Source organism: Exilibacterium tricleocarpae (assembly GCF_007004655.1).
GTDB lineage: Bacteria > Pseudomonadota > Gammaproteobacteria > Pseudomonadales > Cellvibrionaceae > Exilibacterium > Exilibacterium tricleocarpae.
Map to the genome: position 1 here is coordinate 65701 of NZ_ML660093.1, position 19819 is coordinate 85519.

General features: G+C 53.3%; 13 protein-coding genes, 1 tRNA gene and 1 pseudogene. 10 read left to right on the top strand and 5 right to left on the bottom strand.

The features are described 5' to 3' along the window. Positions 1 to 10: 10 nt before the first annotated feature. The 4 genes from FKG94_RS11925 (at position 11) to FKG94_RS11940 (ending at position 5289) form a co-directional block, all read left to right on the top strand. Positions 11 to 829 carry a M90 family metallopeptidase gene (locus FKG94_RS11925; protein ID WP_142904539.1) on the top strand — a complete coding sequence of 273 codons (819 nt, stop codon included), beginning with the start codon at positions 11 to 13 and terminating at the stop codon, positions 827 to 829. A gap of 156 nt (positions 830 to 985) precedes the next feature. Next, positions 986 to 1624, top strand: a complete 639-nt coding sequence (locus FKG94_RS11930; RefSeq protein WP_246125104.1) for a 2-dehydro-3-deoxy-6-phosphogalactonate aldolase — start codon at positions 986 to 988, stop codon at positions 1622 to 1624. 294 nt (positions 1625 to 1918) lie between these two features. After that, complete coding sequence (locus tag FKG94_RS11935; protein ID WP_246125106.1) at positions 1919 to 4144, top strand: TonB-dependent receptor; 2226 nt, start codon at positions 1919 to 1921, stop codon at positions 4142 to 4144. Between the two features lie 5 nt (positions 4145 to 4149). Further along, positions 4150 to 5289, top strand: a complete 1140-nt coding sequence (locus FKG94_RS11940; protein WP_142904541.1) for a PepSY-associated TM helix domain-containing protein — start codon at positions 4150 to 4152, stop codon at positions 5287 to 5289. A 581-nt stretch (positions 5290 to 5870) separates the two neighbouring features. On the opposite strand, the gene FKG94_RS11950 is transcribed toward FKG94_RS11940, so the two are convergent. The 4 genes from FKG94_RS11950 to FKG94_RS11965 form a co-directional block, all read right to left on the bottom strand. Continuing rightward, positions 5871 to 6863 carry an MBL fold metallo-hydrolase gene (locus FKG94_RS11950; RefSeq protein ID WP_142904545.1) on the bottom strand — a complete coding sequence of 331 codons (993 nt, stop codon included), beginning with the start codon at positions 6861 to 6863 and terminating at the stop codon, positions 5871 to 5873. A 60-nt stretch (positions 6864 to 6923) separates the two neighbouring features. Further along, positions 6924 to 8069 carry a slipin family protein gene (locus FKG94_RS11955; protein WP_142904546.1) on the bottom strand — a complete coding sequence of 382 codons (1146 nt, stop codon included), beginning with the start codon at positions 8067 to 8069 and terminating at the stop codon, positions 6924 to 6926. Between the two features lie 338 nt (positions 8070 to 8407). Beyond that, positions 8408 to 8480, bottom strand: a tRNA-Met gene (locus FKG94_RS11960). 166 nt (positions 8481 to 8646) lie between these two features. Beyond that, on the bottom strand, positions 8647 to 8949 hold the full coding sequence (locus FKG94_RS11965; protein WP_142904548.1) for a cyclic-phosphate processing receiver domain-containing protein: 303 nt from the start codon (positions 8947 to 8949) through the stop codon (positions 8647 to 8649). Between the two features lie 914 nt (positions 8950 to 9863). Between FKG94_RS11965 and FKG94_RS11970 the strand changes: the two genes are divergently transcribed. Continuing rightward, positions 9864 to 11630, top strand: a complete 1767-nt coding sequence (locus FKG94_RS11970) for a PhoPQ-activated pathogenicity-related family protein (RefSeq protein WP_179957610.1) — start codon at positions 9864 to 9866, stop codon at positions 11628 to 11630. A gap of 51 nt (positions 11631 to 11681) precedes the next feature. Here FKG94_RS11970 and FKG94_RS11975 read toward each other — a convergent pair whose 3' ends face one another. Further along, on the bottom strand, positions 11682 to 12629 hold the full coding sequence (locus tag FKG94_RS11975) for a helix-turn-helix domain-containing protein (protein WP_179957611.1): 948 nt from the start codon (positions 12627 to 12629) through the stop codon (positions 11682 to 11684). A gap of 503 nt (positions 12630 to 13132) precedes the next feature. On the opposite strand from FKG94_RS11975, the gene FKG94_RS11980 reads away from it, so the two are divergent. The 5 genes and pseudogenes from FKG94_RS11980 to FKG94_RS12000 all read left to right on the top strand — a co-directional run bounded on the left by FKG94_RS11980 (position 13133) and on the right by FKG94_RS12000 (position 19528). After that, positions 13133 to 13507 carry a hypothetical protein gene (locus FKG94_RS11980; RefSeq protein WP_142904554.1) on the top strand — a complete coding sequence of 125 codons (375 nt, stop codon included), beginning with the start codon at positions 13133 to 13135 and terminating at the stop codon, positions 13505 to 13507. Between the two features lie 58 nt (positions 13508 to 13565). Next, positions 13566 to 13811 (top strand): annotated as a pseudogene (locus tag FKG94_RS29545) (carbohydrate-binding protein); the annotation flags it as partial. A gap of 262 nt (positions 13812 to 14073) precedes the next feature. After that, the gene (locus FKG94_RS11990) at positions 14074 to 14859 is read left to right on the top strand and encodes a FadR/GntR family transcriptional regulator (RefSeq protein ID WP_142904557.1); all 786 of its coding nucleotides are present in this window, start codon (positions 14074 to 14076) and stop codon (positions 14857 to 14859) included. Between the two features lie 417 nt (positions 14860 to 15276). Next, positions 15277 to 18321, top strand: a complete 3045-nt coding sequence (locus FKG94_RS11995; protein ID WP_142904559.1) for a TonB-dependent receptor — start codon at positions 15277 to 15279, stop codon at positions 18319 to 18321. Between the two features lie 454 nt (positions 18322 to 18775). Beyond that, entirely contained in the window at positions 18776 to 19528 is a 753-nt protein-coding gene (locus FKG94_RS12000) for an SDR family NAD(P)-dependent oxidoreductase (RefSeq protein WP_142904561.1), read from the top strand. The last annotated feature ends 291 nt before the right edge of the window (positions 19529 to 19819 follow it).

Below are 19819 nucleotides of genomic sequence, written 5' to 3' on the forward strand. Positions count from 1 at the left end.
TAATAGTACGTTGCAACCATCTATCATAGTTCTGGGCCTCCTGGCGCTGGCCGCAATCATTTGGGTTGTCCAAAAACGCAGGGCTGAGGCCCGCCGCAATAGCCTCTTCCAAACCCCGCTTTCTCCCGGGCAAATTGCGATTCTTGAGAGCAAGGTGCCATTGTATGCGCGTTTACCCAGAGAGCTGCGTAAAACGCTACATGGTTGTATCAATTTTTTCCTCGATGAAAAAGTATTTGTCGGTTGTGACGGTCTTGCGATCACCGATGAGATCCGGTATGTCATAGCGGCCAATGCCTGCCTGTTGGTGGTAAACAGGGATAAGAAACAGTTTTCCGGTTTTGAAACCATTCTCGTTTATCCCGATGCCTATGTAGCCAGGGAGGTCACCTATGACGGTTTGGTGGAAATACATGGTGACAGCACCCGGGCCGGTGAGTCCTGGCATCGCGGACCGGTTGTGTTGTCCTTAGTGGATGTGTTGCGAGGCTCGGGTAACGAGGAGGACGGTCATAATGTGGTGCTGCATGAGTTCGCCCATAAGCTGGATGAAGAAAACGGCATTATGGATGGCTTGCCCGTTCTTCGGAAGAGTACCCACTACAAAGAATGGGCCGAGGTGTTGACACGGGAATATGATGAATTTCTCGATCGTGTCGAACGGGGTACGAATAAAGTTATCGATGAATACGGGGCTGTTTCTGCGCCTGAGTTTTTTGCCGTCGCTACCGAGTCATTTTTTGAAAAATCAAAGCAGATGAAGAAGAGGCTACCAGACCTTTATCGCCAGTTGCAAACACTTTATGGCCTTGATCCCGCTGAGTGGTAAACCGGGAAAGCCGGGGCGGTTTTTTAAGGGTGGCCGTTATCGGGGGAGTATTAAAGGTTTTAATCGTGAACTACCCAGTCGAACATTTGGTGTCCCTGTTGCAATGTGTTGTTGTGTCGATAGTCGGAATACACCCTATTTTTCAAAGCCTGGAACATGAGCAAAACCAATATGCCAATTGATTTTTTTTCACTGCTGCAACAGATGCCGGTGATCGCCATCCTCAGAGGCATAACACCGGAGGAAGTTATTCAAGTCGCGGATGTCCTTTACTCTAATGGTATAAAAATTATCGAAGTACCTCTGAATTCCCCTCGTCCCTGTGAAAGCATCAAGCGGCTACAGGACAAATTTGGCGATCGCTGTGTATGTGGCGCGGGGACTGTTATCAATGAAGCCCAAGTGGAGCAGGTTTTTAACACCGGGGCACAGCTTGTTGTTTCGCCTAATACCAACCGCGACGTTATTCGAAAAGCCATCGATTTGGGTATGATGCCCGTTCCCGGATTTTCGACACCGACGGAAGCGTTTGCGGCTATTGAGGCCGGTGCCAGGGTGCTAAAACTTTTCCCGGCCGCTAGTATTGGCCCCGATTTCCTTAAAGCATTGTCGGTGGTTATTCCTGATGGGGTTCATATTATAGCCACCGGTGGCACCCGAGCAGACACTATGCAACAGTGGCTGGCGGCGGGCGCCGCGGGCCTGGGTGTCGGTAGTGATCTTTACCAGCCTGGTGTTAGTGACGCTGACCTGGCGCGACGAGCAGCGCAGTTCAGCAAAGCCTTTAAGGGGTAAAACACGGGTTCCGTAAAAAAATGCGAGGCCTCTTGGCCGGTGGGAGACTACGCAGCATACTTCGCTCGTGCACGGCAGTTATACACTTGTACACAGTGCATATGCTGACCTGTAACTCATTGAAATAGAAAGAAAATAAAATACAGTTGTGCTGCCCAACATGGAGACAAGAGCAAGTTGCCGGCCGAAATATCTCCAAAATCATTGATCACAGTGAAACAAGGCAGTACGACCAGAAGGCGCGTTTTACTCAAAAAACCCGCTATTGCCACTTGACACGCAAATGATAATTGTTTGCAATTGCGTATTTTTACGGCAAGTGGGAGCGATATGCAGAAGCAAAGGCAAGGCCGACTGGCGGTAGCGGTCTTAACGGCAACGATTTGTATAAACAGCCTGGCATCGGCGCAAACAACGCCTGACTCACAGGCTGAGACAACCTTGGATGAGGTCGTTGTCTACGGAGACGCATCCCAGGTTGAGCTGACCCGCGCATTCGCCGGCGGGCAGGTGGCCCGTGGTGGACGCGCAGGGCTACTGGGCAATCTCGACTTCCTCGATTCCCCGTTTAGCGGGACTGCCTTTACTCAGGAAATCATTCGGGGACAGCAGGCGGAGAGTGTCGGCGACACATTGTTGAATGACCCGGCTGTGCGGGTAACCAAAGGCTTCGGCAACTTCCAGGAAGTTTACATTATCAGAGGGTTTCCGGTTTTTTCCGATGACATCACTCTGAACGGGCTTTTTGGTATTCTCCCCCGGCAATTCGTCGCCGCAGAACAGCTGGAACGCGTAGAGGTATTTCGCGGCGCAAATGCGTTTATCAATGGTGCTGCGCCCGGTGGCAGCGGTGTTGGTGGCACGGTGAACCTGGTGGCAAAGCGTGCTCCCGCAGCGGGGGTCATACAACTGACGGCTGGTTATGAGGGGGCCGGGCAACTTTATGCTGCTACCGATTTAGCGAAACGTTTTGGCGGCGAAAACGAGTGGGGGATTCGCTTTAATGCGGTGTATCGAGATGGAGAGTCTGCTGTCGAAGACCAGGAACGTGAACTCTCCGTGTTCTCTTTTGGTACAGATTACGCCGGTGAAAACATCCGCTTCTCGGCTGATATCGGCTATCAGGACAATCATATAGATAACCCGCGGCCACAGGTCACCCCGGAGGGCGAAGTACCGCGTGCGCCCGACGCCGATGCAAACTATGCCCAGCCGGGTACCTATACCGATGAACAGCAGCTTTTTGGTGTTGTCCGCGCTGAATTCGATGTTTCCGACGCTGTCACGGCTTGGATCGCCGCCGGTGGACGCGAGGGCGAAGAGAAAAATATTCTTGCTAACCCGAGAGCATCAGCCGATGGCGCAACAACCTCGGTGCGTTTTGACAACGTCCGCGAGGACAGCGTATTTTCAGCCGATTTAGGTGCTCGGGCCACTTTTTCGACGGGACCTGTCAACCATAATCTTGTTGTTTCAGCGTCATTTATCGATAGTGACTCCAACAACGCCTTTGCACTCTCAGATTCTTCCACGCCACTGATCAGTGACTTATTTACACCAACTCCACTGGCAGAGCTTCCGGTGGCTGATGCTTTTACCGGTGGAGTGCTGTCAGACCCGCTTACCACCGAAGAGGTGACTAATTCGAGTGTCGCGATTGCGAACACACTGGGGCTGTTAAGTGACAGCCTGCTGGTGACCGCGGGCTTGCGCTATCAATCGATTGAAACACGGACGTTCGATTTTAATACCGGCGTTGAAAATTCCCGCTATGACAAAAGTGATACGACACCTGTTTTTGGCGCGGTGTATAAGGCATCAGACAATATGTCTTTCTACGGCAACTATGCCGAGAGCTTACAGCCGGGCGCGACGGCACCAACAACCAGCAATAATATACAGGTGTTAAATGCAGGAGAAACTCTCGATCCTTTTTCCGGCGACCAAGTGGAACTGGGTGCAAAGTATGATGGCGGCAGTTTCGGGGTGACGGCTGCCGTATTTTCATTGTCCCGGCAAAATGCGATTGTAGAGAATCAAATCTTCAAAGCGTCCGGTGAACAGCGTAATGAAGGTTTGGAATTCAGCGTCTTTGGTGAACCGGTTGCCGGTATTCGATGGTTGGGTGGTATCACCTATGTCGATGCCAAATTCGAGAAAACGCAGGATAACCTCAATGAAGGCAACACGGTAATCGGGGTTCCAGAAATACAGGCAAACCTAAACGGTGAATGGGATATACCCGCTGTACCGGGCCTGACGGTGGATGCCCGTGTAATTTACACAGACAACCAGTTTGTCAACGCAGAGAATACTATCGAAATTGACAGCTGGAGACGAGTGGATTTGGGCTTGAGATATACCACGGAAATTTACGGTAAGGCCCTTACTTTCAGGGGACGGCTCGATAACCTGACGGACGAAAGATACTGGGCGTCCACCGGCGGTTTCCCCGGCGCTAACTACCTCATCCAGGGTGATCCCCGCACGTTTTTCATGACCGTATCAATGGAACTCTAGCTTCTATGCGTTCTTCAACGCTCCGCGCGTGGTCGTTTGTACACCTGTGGTCGAGCCTTGTCTGTACCGTTTTTCTGTTGATGCTCTGCATCACCGGTTTGCCGTTGATCTTTCACGACGAGATCGACAGCGCGTTAAATCCGGATAGGTGGCAGCCGGCTAATCCGGGCGGCGCTTATCTTGAGTTGGATAGCATTGTTGATATTGCGCTTGGTCGAAGACCGGGCGAGGTGCCAATTTTCCTAAGTTTTGATATTGACAGGCCGGTGGTTAATGTCACCACGGGGTTGCAGGCTGATATCGATGCCGGTCAGATGCATTTTGCGTCTTTTGACCTGACCAGCGGTGACTTGGTCCCACCTGCGGAGGTTGGCGCCGGCGTCATGCATTTTCTACTCGATATGCATACCGATATGTTCCTGGGGCTGCCCGGTATGCTGTTTCTGGGCGCGATGGGTATACTGTTTATTGTTGCGACGATTACCGGTGTCGTACTCTATGCGCCTTTTATGCGCAAACTCGATTTTGGTACGGTCCGGCTTTCCAAATCGGCGCGAATCCGATGGCTCGATTATCATAACCTGCTGGGTATAGTGACGGTGGCATGGGTGCTGGTTGTTGGTGTTACCGGCGTTATCAACACACTGGAAGAGCCTATTATCGATACCTGGTGGGCCAATGACCTGGCAGAGTTAATTGCCGAGCATAATAACGCACAGGCGCGGCCGGATCGGATCGCCTCACTCGATAGAGCGGTAAGGCAGGCTGTTGAGGCTGCTCCAAATATGACCTTGCAGTTTGTTGCGTTTCCAGGCAGCGGGTTTTCCACGGACGCCCACTACACGATTTTCCTGCATGGCCGGACACCGCTGACGAAACGTCTTATTACACCGGTTTTGGTCAATGCAGCGACTGGAGAATTTGTCGGCCTAAAGCATATGCCCTGGTATGCACAGGCGCTGTCGTTATCGCGTCCTTTACATTTTGGCGACTATGGCGGACTGCCATTGAAAGTTGTTTGGGCGTTAATGAACCTATTTACAATCATTGTACTTTTAAGTGGTGTGTATCTATGGATGGCGCGGCGCAGGGGTAAAGACAGTGCTGAGTCCATTAACCGATCTGGCAAGTGGATAGACGTATGAGGCGGGAGCGGTCTGTTTATCGAATTTTTGCCATGCCTTTGGTATTTTTCGTTACCGGCATGTTTGGCCTTATCTCGGCGTTGCTATTCGATAACCCGGTCGATCTGCTGGCAAGTTTGGTTGTCGGTATGCCTGTCATGACTGTCGCTTGCATTGTGCATTTCCGGACGAGAAAAAATATACACAAACACAAGCGTGACCGCTACCAGTCTCATTAAAAGGTATTGCCTGCTTACGATGGTACGAGAGATCCAGTGGTGCTTCGACCTGAAATGTTTTCACTTCAGTGGCACTTAGGTCTCGATCAGGGGGGGGCGCCTAGCCCATAGCCCTTCGGGACCTTCGCCAGCAGGGATGCTGGCGCAGAGCCTACAGGGGTGGAGCGGGAAACAGCGAAGCGCTGCTTCGCCCTGCGCAACGACCGAAATCTATGATTTCGAGCCGGGCCCGCTTGCGGGTATCAACGGCGAGTCCCGAAGGGCTATGGGCTAGGCGCCCCCCCCTGATCGAGACCGTGTCAGCTAAGTACACCACAACCCGTTTTTAGGTGACAACCTTTATTTGTCGAAGCTCTGGAATAATTACCGCTTACGACCACTTCCCAGGCCAGGCTGTTTTAGTTGCAGGTTGCCACCCTTGTCAAGTTCATAGCCTGCCAGGTCATCGGCGAGGAATAAGTTGCCGTCATAGTAAGCTCTCGCTTCGTGCTCCAGCTCGTTTACAGAGGCGCTGCCGGGGGCATCGATTTGATAGCGGGCGCTGAAATGGGTCAGTACCAGATTCCTGAGACCGACACGCTGGGCAAACCCGGCGACTTGCGCCGCCGAGCTATGCCGGTGCTTCGAGCCCACTACTGCGGCGACTGCTTCGGTGTAGGTGGCTTCATGTACCAAGACATCGGCGCCGGCACACTCGGCCGACAGCAGCTCCGGTGTATCGTTGTCGCCGCCGATCACAATGCTGCGGGGGGAGCGCTGTGGCAGCAGGTACTCATCACTGCAGTGCTCGGTTCCGTTGTCCAGTGTAACATCCTGTCCTTTTTGCAATCGCCCCCACAAGGGACCCGCCGGAACCCCACGTTCTTTTAGCTTTTGAGTGTTCAGGTTGCGAGGAACGTAACGTTCAGTAAAAGTATAGGCGTAACTCGGTACACGATGAGACAAGGCTGTTGTCTTCACCAGCATATCGGTGCCGCGCCAGGCCGTCTCCGGTTCCTCCACCGGCGTAAAGATAATATCGTAGGGTATATAGGTGTCTGTCGTCTTTTGCGCTATCTCGATAAACGCCCGTATGGGCTCCGGCGCTATGATAGGCAGGGGTTCGCTTCTGCCGGCCATAGCGGCGCTGGCCAGCAGACCGGGCAATCCAAAGCAGTGATCGCCGTGAACGTGGGTGATAAATATGCCCGCGAGTTTTACCAGCGAGCGATGTGTCTGTAACAACCGGTGTTGAGTGCCTTCACCGCAGTCGACCAGATACCACGCCTTGGCACCGGCGATGCCTATCGCTAATCCGGAAACATTTCGATGCCGGGTGGGAACACCCGAAGAGGTCCCCAGAAACATAAACTCCATAAGCGCTCCTGGCAAAAAAGCCGGTATAACGCCGACTCGCGGCGTTATACCGGCCCGGGTTTACGAAGTGCGCAATTTAACCAGGTCATTCAGCACACCCTCCAGACCCCCGTAAACGGAGATCTTATCGATGCGTCCGGTGACCCGCTCCAGCGCCTCCAGTTCTTTCAAGCGTAGTAGCGTCGGGTTGTTGTCCATCATTTTAGCGGTGTTGTGCAGTGATCGCATCGCTTGAGTTTCCTCGCGGCGCTTTATCAGGTTGGCCTCGGCCTCTTTCTGGGCCTCCACGACCTGATTCAAAATCACTTTCATATCACCGGGCAAAATAATATCTTTCACACCGACACTGATCATCTCGATACCGTATTGTGACAACTTACCACGAATACCGTCGGCGATAACCACATTCAATGAATCCTTGTCTGCCAACAGGGCATCCAGTGTTTGCGTGCCTACGGCCTCGCGCAACTGCAGTTGCAGCTCGCGGTAGATAAAACCCGCGAAGTCGTTGAGTTTTAATGCGGTAATCTCCGCATCGACCACCCGGTAGCTGCCGGTCAGGTTAATCCGCAGGCTGACACGATCTTTGGTGAGAATCTCCTGACCGCCGACCTCCATCGCCTGCAGGCGCAGATCCAGCAGTTTGACCACAACAGACCGGTTGTATTTCCAGAAACCGTAGCTGCCGGGCGCCAGGGTTTTCTCCAGCTTGCCGTTGACCTGTAACAGACCGACATGTTCGTCGGGTACCTCGGTGTAGGCGACCGCTTTCACCACTTCACGGCTCTGCCCGATTTTCACACCGCGGCCAACCAGCGCCAATACCGACGGATCGATCTCGAACTCAGTGTCGATATTGACAGCAACCACGTTGACGGCTTCAGTGCCTTTCCAGGCGGCCAGAAAGCTACCCGGCGCCAGCACGTCCACCAGGTGCCCGTCGCGGTACAGTAAACCGACCTCGGTGTCCTGCAACTCAAACTTGTCCAGGTGCGGCGCCAGTGTTTCAGCGTATTGCGCCAAAAGAAACCTGGCTTTGCTGTGGTTAAAACGCCCCTCAGTAATGTCGAAGGTCTCCACGCGCACCTTGCCTTGCAGGCGCGATACCCGATGCCGGCCGGGTGTCAGTACGCCTTCGAATCGATCCCGCACATATAAAAAGGCGCGCTGGTGATCGGCAATATCAATAGTGTTCCATAACATCATTGTTTTTCTCCTTTTGTAAATACCCTATATAACAAGTAAAGGGTTGAGGCCCACCCGACTCCCGCGCGGCCGGCGGTTTACCCCAGTCCGGTGCGATACACAGCGGCCATTCGCGCACTGCCCCCGAGTTCCCTTCGGATCACCATCCTCGGTCGGCAGTTGCGGTCCGGGCTTGTGTATCGCACATGGCTGGCGAAGCCACTGCCGGCGGCGTTGAAGCCGGCGCCGTCGGGCCTGCGTAAGCACCCGGCGACCATGGGCCTCCGTTCAGTTTTTAAAGTGGGGATTCGAACCCCGAGACTTGCGTCTCTACCATGAGGTCGTTTTGCGTACGACTGTCACTTTGGCCGGAATCGAACCGGCTACCCACTGATTATGAGTCAGTTGCTCTCCCAAATGAGCTACAAAGTACCCTCTAAGCGTTTTGCACGAATTGGTACACATCACGCCAGCGGCGCTTGCGCCAGGCCGGCTTACAGAACCGGCACCGCTAATCCGTCAAAACCGGCTTAAAGCCTGTTGCGACCGGTGACTCGGGTCACCAGTCAAAATTGATGTTTTCGGACAATCCCCCGGGTTATCGGCCTTGCCACCTGCGGTAATTGATACCGTCGGCCGAGCGATAACCGCTTGCCTCAAGCAGATAACCCATGGCGACCCGCTGGTTGCGGTTGGTTGTCACCAATACCACGTGTTGCGGCGTCAGATCGTGTTCCAACGACCAGCGCAGGGCATCGGTGCCTGTCTCGCGCCCAACCAGGCGGTGGTCTATATAGAGCGTATAGACATCATTTTCCTTCAGCACCCGTTTACCATCGCGGGCAGTCGGACAAAATCGATCCACCGCGTAAGCGAGCGTATTGCCAATCAGAACTCGCATGGCTTCCTCCCTTCTTTATCAAGGTGCACGTCCCTGTGCAACGACTTCCCTGACCCGATGCCCGCTGTTGATTATTCAGCGGGCAATAAAAAACCCCGTGCGGGATTACCGATCGGGGTTTCAGTTTCTACCTGCCCGGTCGGCGGCAGCCTCCCGGGTTAGCGGAAAACTACACAGCTATCCTGTATTAATCAAACCTGTCGCTTTCATAGAGGCCTTCGCCAAGGCACAGTGGTCCTGTCCCGGCGCCTCGCGCAGGGCCAAACCGCCGGCTATACCAAGCCGGCTTTCTTTTCTAAACCTTATGGGTTTTGTTTCGCACATCAGGTGCTCAACCTAACGTTCACCATAGTCTTGTCTATTGCCCAACTCGTTGATCCTAAACGCAAAAACCCGGTCGGTTTTCACCTTCCGGGTTTTTTTATACCCTGGAAGGCGGCGACGCCTTCCGGATAGAAAGACGCACTCAGCCTGGCAGCCGCTCCCCTACATTGGTGTAGCGACGAACTATAAATATTGCACTTAAACCCGTGCTGCCTTTGCACCCTTGTGCAAGTTGCGCTGGTTTGCCTGCTTGATGTCGGAGACTTTGAATCATTGCCTTAAAAACTGAGCTGATTGATTTTGACGCCATGATAGTGCCCGAAAAATTAAAGTCAACAATTTTATGTATTCATATCAATATTTTTTCTATGCAGATGTTTTTTTACTTCCTTTAACTGTGTGCGAATCGTATTTTCGGCTTGACGACTGAGCACAACGTAAGTGGAGCGCGAAATTAACACAGACAAAGAATTGCTACTTGCACCCGCTCAGGTAAAAATATCTGCAGCTTTCCCCACGGATATTTTAATAATAATTAACACGACAAAAAGGCGCATCCCATGTATAGCTACCGATCTCCAGACCTCCCATTGACTCGACCCATCTTCGGCACGCTGCTGTTTTTCCTCTACAGTCTGTCGACGATCGCAGCGGGGCCGAACACGGCCCTCAAGGATTACGTTGCCACACCGGACCCGGCATACCAGTTTACGCTTATCGGCACCATTGAGGAGGCCGACGCCACCGTCTATCTTCTCTTACTGACCTCCCAGCAGTGGCGCATGCCTGCTGAGGTCGACAGGACCTTGTGGCAGCATCAACTCAGTATCGTGGTGCCGCATGTCGTCAGTTCACGCACCGGCATGATCTTTATTGGCGGTGGCGACAATGACGATATCGGGAGGCCTTCCAGTCTCCTCTCCACCGCCGGCGCCCTGGCGGTTGGCTCGGGCAGCGTGGTGGGGCTGTTGGGCCAGATACCCAACCAACCGCTCGTATTTGCCGACGAACCGGGCATAGCCAAGGAGGAAGACGACCTGGTGGCGTTTACCTTCGATAAGGCGATGGACACGGGCGACTACACCTGGCCGGCTTATCTGCCTATGGTGAAAAGCGTGGTGCGCAGCATGGATGCGGTGCAGGCATTTCTTACCGCCTCCACACCCGCGATCGAACTGGACGATTTCGTGATAACGGGCTTCTCCAAGCGCGGCGCCACCGCCTGGCTGACGGCGGTGGTGGACCCTCGGGTTACGGCGGTCGCCCCCGGTGTTTTTGACGTCCTGAACTTCACCCCCTCATTCGAAAGCCACCGCGCCTCCTACGGCGCCTTCTCGTCGGCGTTGGCACCCTATGTCGAGTATGACATCCTGGATCGGGCCAGAACGCGAGAGGGCCGGGAATTACTGCAGGTGGTCGATCCCTTTACTTATCGGGACAGACTGACGCTGCCGAAGTATATATTGGCGGCTTCGGGGGATGAATTTTTTCCGGTGGACTCGGGCCAGTTCTATGCTGATGCGCTGCAGGGTGAAGCGTTGTTCCGCTATCTTCCCAACACCAATCACGGCGGCGCCAACGGTGGCGACGATGCCGCTTTTGCCGGGCTGCTGGCCTGGTATCTGCGGGTGATTAACCGCCAACCGCGGCCACAGGTACAATGGCACGTTGACGACGGGACCCTGCGGGTCACTACCGACGGTGTGCCGTTACAGGCAAGTCTCTGGCAGGCGAACAATCCCAGCGCGCGTGATTTCCGCTTTGATGAAGTAGGCGCTATCTGGCATGCCACCCCGTTAACCGCGGACGGCGATGGCAGCTATGTCGCCCGCCTGGAAAATCCGGTCACCGGCTGGAGCGGATACTTTGTGGAACTGGTGTTTCCCGGCTTGGGGCCGCTACCCGAGGTTTATACCACCCCCGTTTTTATAACACCGGAAACCCGCCCCTTTTCGCTGGATCAACCGCTTGGCGATCCGCGCAGAGTGCGTTTCTGGCGGCGGGAATTTGCCGCAGCCCTGGGTGAAAACCCGGGCTACAGGCCGCTGTATGATGCTGCGCAATTGCACGGTTTTTTGCCGGTGCGTGTATTTGACGACTATTTTTTTACTCTCGAGCGGGTGCGGACGGCATTGACCCCTGAGTATCCCCGCGACCAAGAGGCGTCCGCGCTGAGCCAGTGTTTGGCGGCGAGGTTGAATGTGCAGAGTCAGCAAATCGACTGGTATTCGCCGATGCGCTTGTTTTTCATCCCGCGCCAGCCTTTTTGGAAACTCTGGAACGGTGCAGACAGGCAATTTAGGCGGGGGCGGCCGTCTATTGCGGAGAACTTTTGTAGAATTGCCAATCTGCAATAAAAAGGGACTGACGCTGACTTTAGGTCGTTGGCGCACCTGCCAGCTGTGCCGTCACCTCCGGATGCGCGGGGATGACGGCTGTTTACGAAACGTGTTGGGCGTATGGCCGGTGACTTTTTTGAACGTATGGAAAAAGTTACTGTTGGTGTAGCCGACTTCCAGGGCGACAAGGCTTACGGGCATATCGGTCGATCTCAACAGGCGTTTTGCTTTTTCAATGCGTTGTTGCATCACATATTTATGTGGAGGCAGGCCCACGGTATCTTTAAAGAGCCTGGCAAAGTGATAAGTGCTCATATGTACCAAGCCGGCAAGCACATTCAGTGATATCTCTCGATCGAGATGGCTGTGGATATAGTCGAACAACAACCTTAACTTACTGGTACTCAAACTACATCGATACTCCGGTACCTTGTAAGTCACTGAGCAATACTCTTGCAGTAAATAAACGGACAACAGACTCACTGCCGTTTCCACAAAGATCGTACCGAATGGGCTGCCGCGATCGACTTCTTTTTTTATCTTTTCACCCAATTGCCGCATAAAAGGATCGACGAGACCCAACTGGTGCGGCAGTTCGATCTTATAGGGACCTTTGTCGGCAACCTCAAGCGCAGACTTTGCCAAAAGCCCTGGTGAGATATTCATGTAACATACAGACAGGTCGACATGCTGCGGGGTGATGGCATCCCAGCGGATATCGCGGTCGTTTTCCAGGGCCGGGGCGATAAAGAAGGCGCCTGCGTGCCAGGTAAACTTTTTCCATTTGCTGGAATTTAGCCGATATTCACCCCGCGCAGCACCGCTGTCGGCGAAAATCAAACTGTGATCGGTCGTTGCCGGCCTTGGGCTTCCCGTGCAGTGTCTGGGGTAATTGACACTCATAAAATGAAAGCCGTCCCAGCTTTTTTGTCTACTGCTGGTTTTAAGCCTGCCGGGAACGAGCCTTTCATAACTGACGCTATCGACGACAGTTTTCCCCCCTATTACCTTTGTCACCTGATACCTCTTGGCGCTTATATCAATATTATCGTGTGTTGCTTTTAAATTTGTTGTCCCGGTTGCTACGCAATAACCCCCGTTTCTTGCAGGGCAATAGCTGCTTTGACGAGCCGAGAACAGCTGCCAGGTATATTGAGAAAACAGTAAGTCGTCGAAAAACAGGGCACCGGCTGGGCGATAGAATGATATTGTCATCTCAATCGGCTGGTAGTGCGCTTCCCGGCTCCAGAAGTATATCTTCCTCGCCTATAGAGACTGTGACTGCCGAAGGGCTATAACCCTATGGCCGGCAATAGCGAAAATAGAATCGCTATATAAGACAGCAAATAACCAGACGTATTTAGCAGGATACCGGAGTCGCCGGCTTCTACAGTGGAATATTATTCTTCCAGCTGAAGTGGCAACCTGCCGAATACTGTTGGACCAGTCGATAGGTGATGTTTCGGTTTGATTGCGACTTTTTAAGGCTTTTTAACAATTGATAGTGGAGATTAAGGAATATGAAAAAACTGGGAAATAAAAATATCGAGGATAAGGTAAAGGCGCTTGCCGGGCAAACACTAATCGCTTTAGGTTTAGGGCTGAGTTTGTTGCTGCCCTCCGGCGCCGTGGTTGCAGAGGTAAAATCCGGCTCTTTGTCGAATATGGCGGGTGTCTTGTCGGATCTAAAAGAAGTCGGGGGTGGGGACGGTGTTGTGGTTTTGCCCCGTGAAGTCAGCGAAAAATTGGACATAAAAACCATACCGACGCCGACGTCCGCGGGCATCCGGATTGGAACCTACTGGGATTGCTACAACCATAGCAGCGGGCATGAAATCTGCCGGATCAAACTCGTTGCCTGCACTGATGATCAAAGCTTCTGCGTGGAAGTGTAGATCAGCCCTCAAAGTGCCGGCCGCTGGCCGGCACAGCTTTTAGAGCGCCACCCAGAAGCAGTCGGCGATCGTTCGCCGTGTGTTCACGCGTGAAATGAACAGTGTCCAACCGGGGGATGCCGTGAATGTGGGGGCGACGGGAGGATGGCAGTCCTGGCAAACAGTATCAACGGCTGCCGCTCAGCTCAGTCAGGGTACGCAAACACTGCGGGTGCAGGTCCAGTCCGGAGGTTTCACTCTCAGCTGGATCGACATCAGGATGAAGCCGCGGCCGCAAAAGTGTCAATATCGGTTATCTGCTTAATCGTTCAAGTTGCCAATGCTTACCCGCAACCAGGGTAGCAAACTGCCGGGGCAGGGTGGTTTGCATTCGGCAGGCCCTCGATATGCCTTGCTATCTTATTGAATTAAAAGTAAATTCTTGAAAAACAACCTACCGCCTTTGCCATTTTGAATAATTGGACAATATCAGTGTCTGACCAATTGCCGCACCCTGTGCTACAATCCCGAAAAAATCCGCGTGCGGTCGGTAAGTACATGAACAACGGGCAACTTGGAGATGGGTTATGAAGCAAGGGCAGTCGACTAATGGGCAGCGTCTGTACCAGCAGGTGGTCGATAAGATGTTGGCGGTACTGGACTCGGGCGAGTATGCCGCCGGTGTGCGCCTGCCCTCGGAGCGCGAGCTTTCGGAGCGTTTCGGCGTCAGTCGCCCGACCATCCGCGAGGCGATTATCGCGCTGGAAGTGATGGGGCGGGTTGCGGTGAAAACCGGTTCCGGTGTTTATGTGTTAAAGCATCAGCAGAAAAATGACGATGTTCACGATTTCAGTCCCTTCGAGCTGACAGAAGCGCGCGTGCTGATCGAGGGGGAGGCGGTGGCCCTGGCGGCATCCATGATCACCGCCGACCAGCTCAAACAACTGGCGCAGGCGTTGGAGGAGATGGCCGCTGAAAATGAGGCCGGTCACCTGACCTCCGAAGTGGCGGACAGAAAATTTCACGCTATTATTTCCAAAGCCACGCAAAACCGCATGCTGGCCGACACCATAGAGCGGTTGTGGTATATCCAGGAGCATTCCCAGGATATTCACCTGGCCCATCAATCCGTTTGTAAGAAGGACGGCCAGCGGCGCCTCGCCGAACACAAGGCTATCTATGATGCCTTGGCGAAAGGTGATTCCCAGGCTGCCAGGACCGCGATGCGCAACCATTTTTCCCGGCTTATCGAAGCGCTTCACGACGCCACCGAAGCCCAGGCGGTGGAGGAAATGCACCGCAAGGTTTCAGAGCGGCGGCAGCGCTTCTCGCTTAACCGCCTGGAAAATGGCTTTGCCGATAATGCCTACTGAGGCGGTAACGGGCGCTGCCGCCTGTTGCAGAATCTTGCTTCTCTAACATTTACAGGTAAATTGGTTAGACCAATTTGTCGCTCCTTTTACTTTGCAGCTCCTCAGCCGCCCCCTTTTCTGACTCTGCCGCCACAGCCAAAGTCTTTCGAGGCCAGTGTTTGTCTGACTTGTCGATTTGACACTTACCAACCTGGTTACTTTAATTGGCTCTCTCAGATAAACGCTTTTTTTTTACGTCGCTTCCGAACCCTTTTGGGGCAGAAGAGCCCCTGGGTCGTCCGTTTTGGTGATTTATTACAACCGGTCATAACAAAGCGTAAAGCCAATAACTTTAAATTGGTAATATTTACTGGTTGACATTGCGGCAGGAAGAACGTAATTTTCGTGACACGACTAACATAATTATAAGGGGTCACTATGTTTAAGTGGTCATACAAATACGATGATGAGAGAGAAAAGTTTTCATTCCAGGGGATTGGCACGGCGCTGCTGGTTGGTGTGACAACCTCACTGTCCCCGCTGCCGGTAGCGGCCCAGTCCCAAGAGATAAGCGTCGACGATATCGAGGAAATCGTGGTCCAGGGGACCCGCCGCACCATCCAGGACTCTATTCAGCAGAAGCGCAACGCCGATGTGATTGTCGAGGCGCTGTCGGCGGAAGATATCGGCGATATCCCGGCGCTGTCGATCGGCGAGGCGCTGGAGACGCTGACCAGTGCCGCCTCTCACCGGGAGCAGGGTGGGGCGACCGAAATTTCGATTCGCGGCATGGGGCCCTATCTGGGTTCCACGGTGATCAACGGGCGCGAGGCCACCAACGGCAGTGGCGACCGCTCGGTGAATTTCAGCCAGTTTCCCTCCGAGTTATTCAACACGCTGCAGGTCTACAAGTCCCAAGAGGCGAGCCTGATTGAGGGCGGTGTCTCCGGGCAGATATCGCTGGAGACCATCAAGCCGCTGGATTACGGCAGGCAGCGAGTGCAGCTCGACCTGAAAGGCAATTACAACCCGGACAATCAGGATATCAAGGACAATGAAAGGGATTACGGTTATCGGGGGACTGTGAGCTATATCGACCAGTTTGATTTTGGTGAAGGCAGTCTGGGGATTTCTCTGGGGCTGCAGAAAAACGTGGCCACCAACCCGGAGCAGGAATATCGAACCAGCAGCACCTACCGCTCCTGCCGCAATGATCCGGACGCGACGTCGGGCGTCTATGCCAGCGGCAACTGCGACAGTAATGGCGGCTCTTTGAATACTAATGTCGACCCGGCAACGGGGGAGTCGCCGGACGACGCCGATACGCCGGTAATCTTTGTGCCCAGTTCGCGATCCTACCGGCAGAATATTACCGATGATGATCGTGAATCCATCTTTGCTGCGGTGCAATGGCAGCCGAATGACAAGCTGGATATCAATGTCGACTACCAGTATTCGGACCGGGTTTTTACCGAAATACGCAACGATCTGGTTTTTGCCGAAAACCGGCGGGTAAACCCCGAGGGGTTGGTCACCACCAACAAAGGCGCGGTGTTGGCCTTTAACAATGATGGACGGATTGAGACTCACAGCCAGTTCCAGGAGCGGCTGGAGGAGTATGAAGGCGGTGGTATTACCGTAAAGTATGAGGTCAATGACCGGCTGAATATATCATTCGACGCCTCCTATTCTGATACTTCGCGTCGCGAGAATATTTTCCAGACACGACTCCAGTCCGAGGCCAACGATATTTTTGGTAACCCCACACCGGCCGCCACAGATCGCCCGGCGACCTCCTACCGATTGGCCGGTTCCGGTTCCAACTCTTCTGTTGGCCTGGTTACTGTCACCAATTTTGATGTGACCAATCACGACTTGTTTGCGGATGCGGCGCGCACCAGAATTGACCTAAATCAGGCACGTGATAACACTATTACCGCATTTCGAGGCGACTTCGAACTGGAAGTCGATTGGGGGCCGATACATACCCTCGAGGGCGGTATGCGTTATTCTGAGCTGGAATTTACCAGCTTTCCCAGAGTCAGGGACGAATTGAACTTCAATGACAACGCCATTGCCCCTGCGAGCTTGGCCTGCCGTAACGAATCATTCCCCGAAAGCGGTTTTCTGTCAGAGCCTAGTAACGGTCAGGCGCTGATCACTAACGTAGATGAGAACGGTAATGTTATTGCCGCTGGAACAGGTAGTCGCTACGCTACCTTTGACCCCATGTGTTTGGTGCAAGAGTTGATCATCGCTGAAAATGCAATTCGGACCGCCGATGGGCGGGACGACCTGCTTGAGTTTTCCGGTTTTCCGTCGCCGGAGAAAGATGTCAATAACGTGGATGTTGAAGAAGACACGATTGCACTGTACATACAAGCGAACTACGAAAGCGAGCTCAACGGATATCCCGTGCGTGGTAACTTTGGTTTGCGTATAGTACGCACAGATGTGACGTCCACGGGACTGCGGACCACGTTTACCTCGAGAAGAAATGATGATGGCAATATCATTATCGACAACGATCAAGATAATTTCTTTTCCGTCGAGGGCGGCGACAGCTACACCGAGTTTCTACCCAGCGCCAGTATTGTAGTGGATTTGCGAGACGACATACTCCTGCGTGGCGGTATTTTCCGAGGGCTGTCTCGCCCCGACCCGGCTGACCTCGGGTTTGGTCGCAGATTCGAAGTCGACGATAATGCTGTGATCACCGATCTCGACGAGCTTGTGGGTGAGGCAACCGCCACTGGCAATCCAGATTTGGAGCCTTTGCTGTCCTGGAACTTCGATGCGGCGATCGAGTGGTATCCCAATGACGACACCATTCTCGCTCTTGGTGGTTATTACAAAAGGTTTCAGGGTGGCTTTGAAAACGTCCAGCGCTTTGAAACCTTCATTGTCGATGGTGAGCCGCTGCAAGGCAAGGTGACCACCACCCGCACCGATTCCGATACCAGTACGCTAAAAGGTTTCGAATTAACTGCGACTCACTCCTTCAGTTATTTGCCAAGCTTTTGGAGCGGCTTTGGTGCCAAACTCAGCTATAACTATGCCGACTCAGATTTTGAATTTGAACACGGCAGGTTCGGTGCTGCGGAGGTGCGGCAGGTAGACGGTACTGTAGAGGAAAGAATCGGCATAGTCCCCCCCGCCAACCTGTTCGGTTTCTCGGACAACGTGCTCTCCACCCAGCTCTACTACCAATGGGGCGGCTTCGACCTGCAGTTGATCTACAAATACCGCAGCGAATACTTCCAGCAGTTTATCAGCACCCCCGGCGAGCTTCGCTATATCGGCGACACCGAAGTCTTCGAAGCCAGGCTTACCTATAAACTCAACGACAATGTCTCGTTTAGAATCGAAGGTATCAACCTGTTTGACGAAGACCGGACGCAATTCAACCCGGTGGACGACAATGTCGCGGAAGTAAACAGCTACGGACCGCGCTACTTTGCCGGCGTGCGGGTGAAGTTCTAAGCATTGCTGCCGTCCTTATCCAAGGTTACAGCTTTATAGATAAGGGCGGCTGTGCCGATAGCTGCCAACGATTTAGGGTGTGCAAGGAAAACCGGTTTACCCCACTATCTCTCTATAGTTAAAATCGGGTTTACTGTCGGTTATGCACGGTTTTATTTACCTGAACAGTGAAGGTGAGGCGATCACCGGTCCCAATGGTAGAAAGCAATAGTTAGGAGTGAAAAAAAAGTAAATCATTCAATCGATAAATCCAGAAGTTGTTTCTTAGCTGCCGGGCCTGACAAAACGCCTGATAGATAACGCCGCAATAGTCCGGCAGCTATGAAACAGTTTTTAGGGTGTTGTCTTCCAAGTAGCCTGCAGATTCCGGTAGCTGGATATCTGGTCGCAAAACCGGAAGATGTTTTATCCAACCACATTGGCGTTGGTTAAAAAATAATTATGTGGAGGCATTATGAAATTCAAAAACAGAGTAGCAGTGGTCACCGGTGGCGCAAGGGATATCGGTAAGGCGATCTCCGTCAAACTGGCCGCCGAGGGCGCCAGGGTGGCGATCAATTACTTCGGCAGCAGTGGCCCGGCTGAAGATACGTTAAAGGAGATCAAAGACGCCGGCGGCCAGGCTATTTTGGTACAGGGCGATATGACCCAGCCGGATGATGTCGGCCGCTTGATTGACGAGTGCCGGGCCGCCTTCGGCCCGGAGATTCATATGTTGGTCAATGTTGCCGGCGGCCTGGTCGCCAGGAAAACGATCGATGAAATGGACGCAGACTTTTTCGACCAGGTGATAAAGCTCAACCTCCACAGTACGTTTCTGCTTACCAAAGCCGTGGTGCCCTTGATGCCGGAGGGCGGGGCAATAGTCAATCTCGCCTCTCAGGCCGGCAGGGACGGGGGCGGCCCCGGCGCCTCCGCTTACGCCGCGGCAAAAGGTGCCGTGATGACATTTACCCGATCAATGGCAAAAGAATTAGGCCCGAAGAATATTCGGGTCAATGCCCTGTGCCCGGGGGTTATCAGCACCACCTTCCACGACACCTTCACCAAGGCCGAGGTGCGCAGCAATATTGCCGCGGCCACGCCGTTGCGCAGGGAGGGTGGGGCCAACGAGGTGGCCGATGCGGTGGCTTACCTGGCTTCCGGTGAGTCGTCTTTTATTACCGGTGTCAATATGGATATCAACGGCGGTTTGATGTTCTCTTAAACAAGTGGGTAACGGTGATACAGTAAATAGCGGCCAGGCTTCCCTGGCCGTGTCATCAGGTTTCGAATAATTGATTTAACTTATTGATTTTAATAAAAAATATCTGGGCTGCTAGCGCCTCGGCAACACTTCTAGCAGGGCTGCATCAAGGCCCCCGTTGCCGCCAAAGTCGATACTGCCGATCGGTTCAGGCCGATCCCTATGATTTTTCCGTCTAATTCTTGCCATAAACAGCATTGCTGCCCACTGCGTGACTTTTATAATCGATCAATCGCCAGTAGCGTAGCGCTG

What these genes read in the sequence shown, in the direction of transcription:
- FKG94_RS11940 (WP_142904541.1), top strand. Translation starts at nt 4,150, where the DNA reads ATGCGTTCTTCAACGCTCCGCGCGTGGTCGTTTGTACACCTGTGGTCG.
- FKG94_RS11955 (WP_142904546.1), bottom strand. Translation starts at nt 8,069, where the DNA reads ATGATGTTATGGAACACTATTGATATTGCCGATCACCAGCGCGCCTTT.
- FKG94_RS11990 (WP_142904557.1), top strand. Translation starts at nt 14,074, where the DNA reads ATGAAGCAAGGGCAGTCGACTAATGGGCAGCGTCTGTACCAGCAGGTG.
- FKG94_RS12000 (WP_142904561.1), top strand. Translation starts at nt 18,776, where the DNA reads ATGAAATTCAAAAACAGAGTAGCAGTGGTCACCGGTGGCGCAAGGGAT.
- FKG94_RS11950 (WP_142904545.1), bottom strand. Translation starts at nt 6,863, where the DNA reads ATGGAGTTTATGTTTCTGGGGACCTCTTCGGGTGTTCCCACCCGGCAT.
- FKG94_RS11995 (WP_142904559.1), top strand. Translation starts at nt 15,277, where the DNA reads ATGTTTAAGTGGTCATACAAATACGATGATGAGAGAGAAAAGTTTTCA.
- FKG94_RS11980 (WP_142904554.1), top strand. Translation starts at nt 13,133, where the DNA reads ATGAAAAAACTGGGAAATAAAAATATCGAGGATAAGGTAAAGGCGCTT.
- FKG94_RS11965 (WP_142904548.1), bottom strand. Translation starts at nt 8,949, where the DNA reads ATGCGAGTTCTGATTGGCAATACGCTCGCTTACGCGGTGGATCGATTT.
- FKG94_RS11930 (WP_246125104.1), top strand. Translation starts at nt 986, where the DNA reads ATGAGCAAAACCAATATGCCAATTGATTTTTTTTCACTGCTGCAACAG.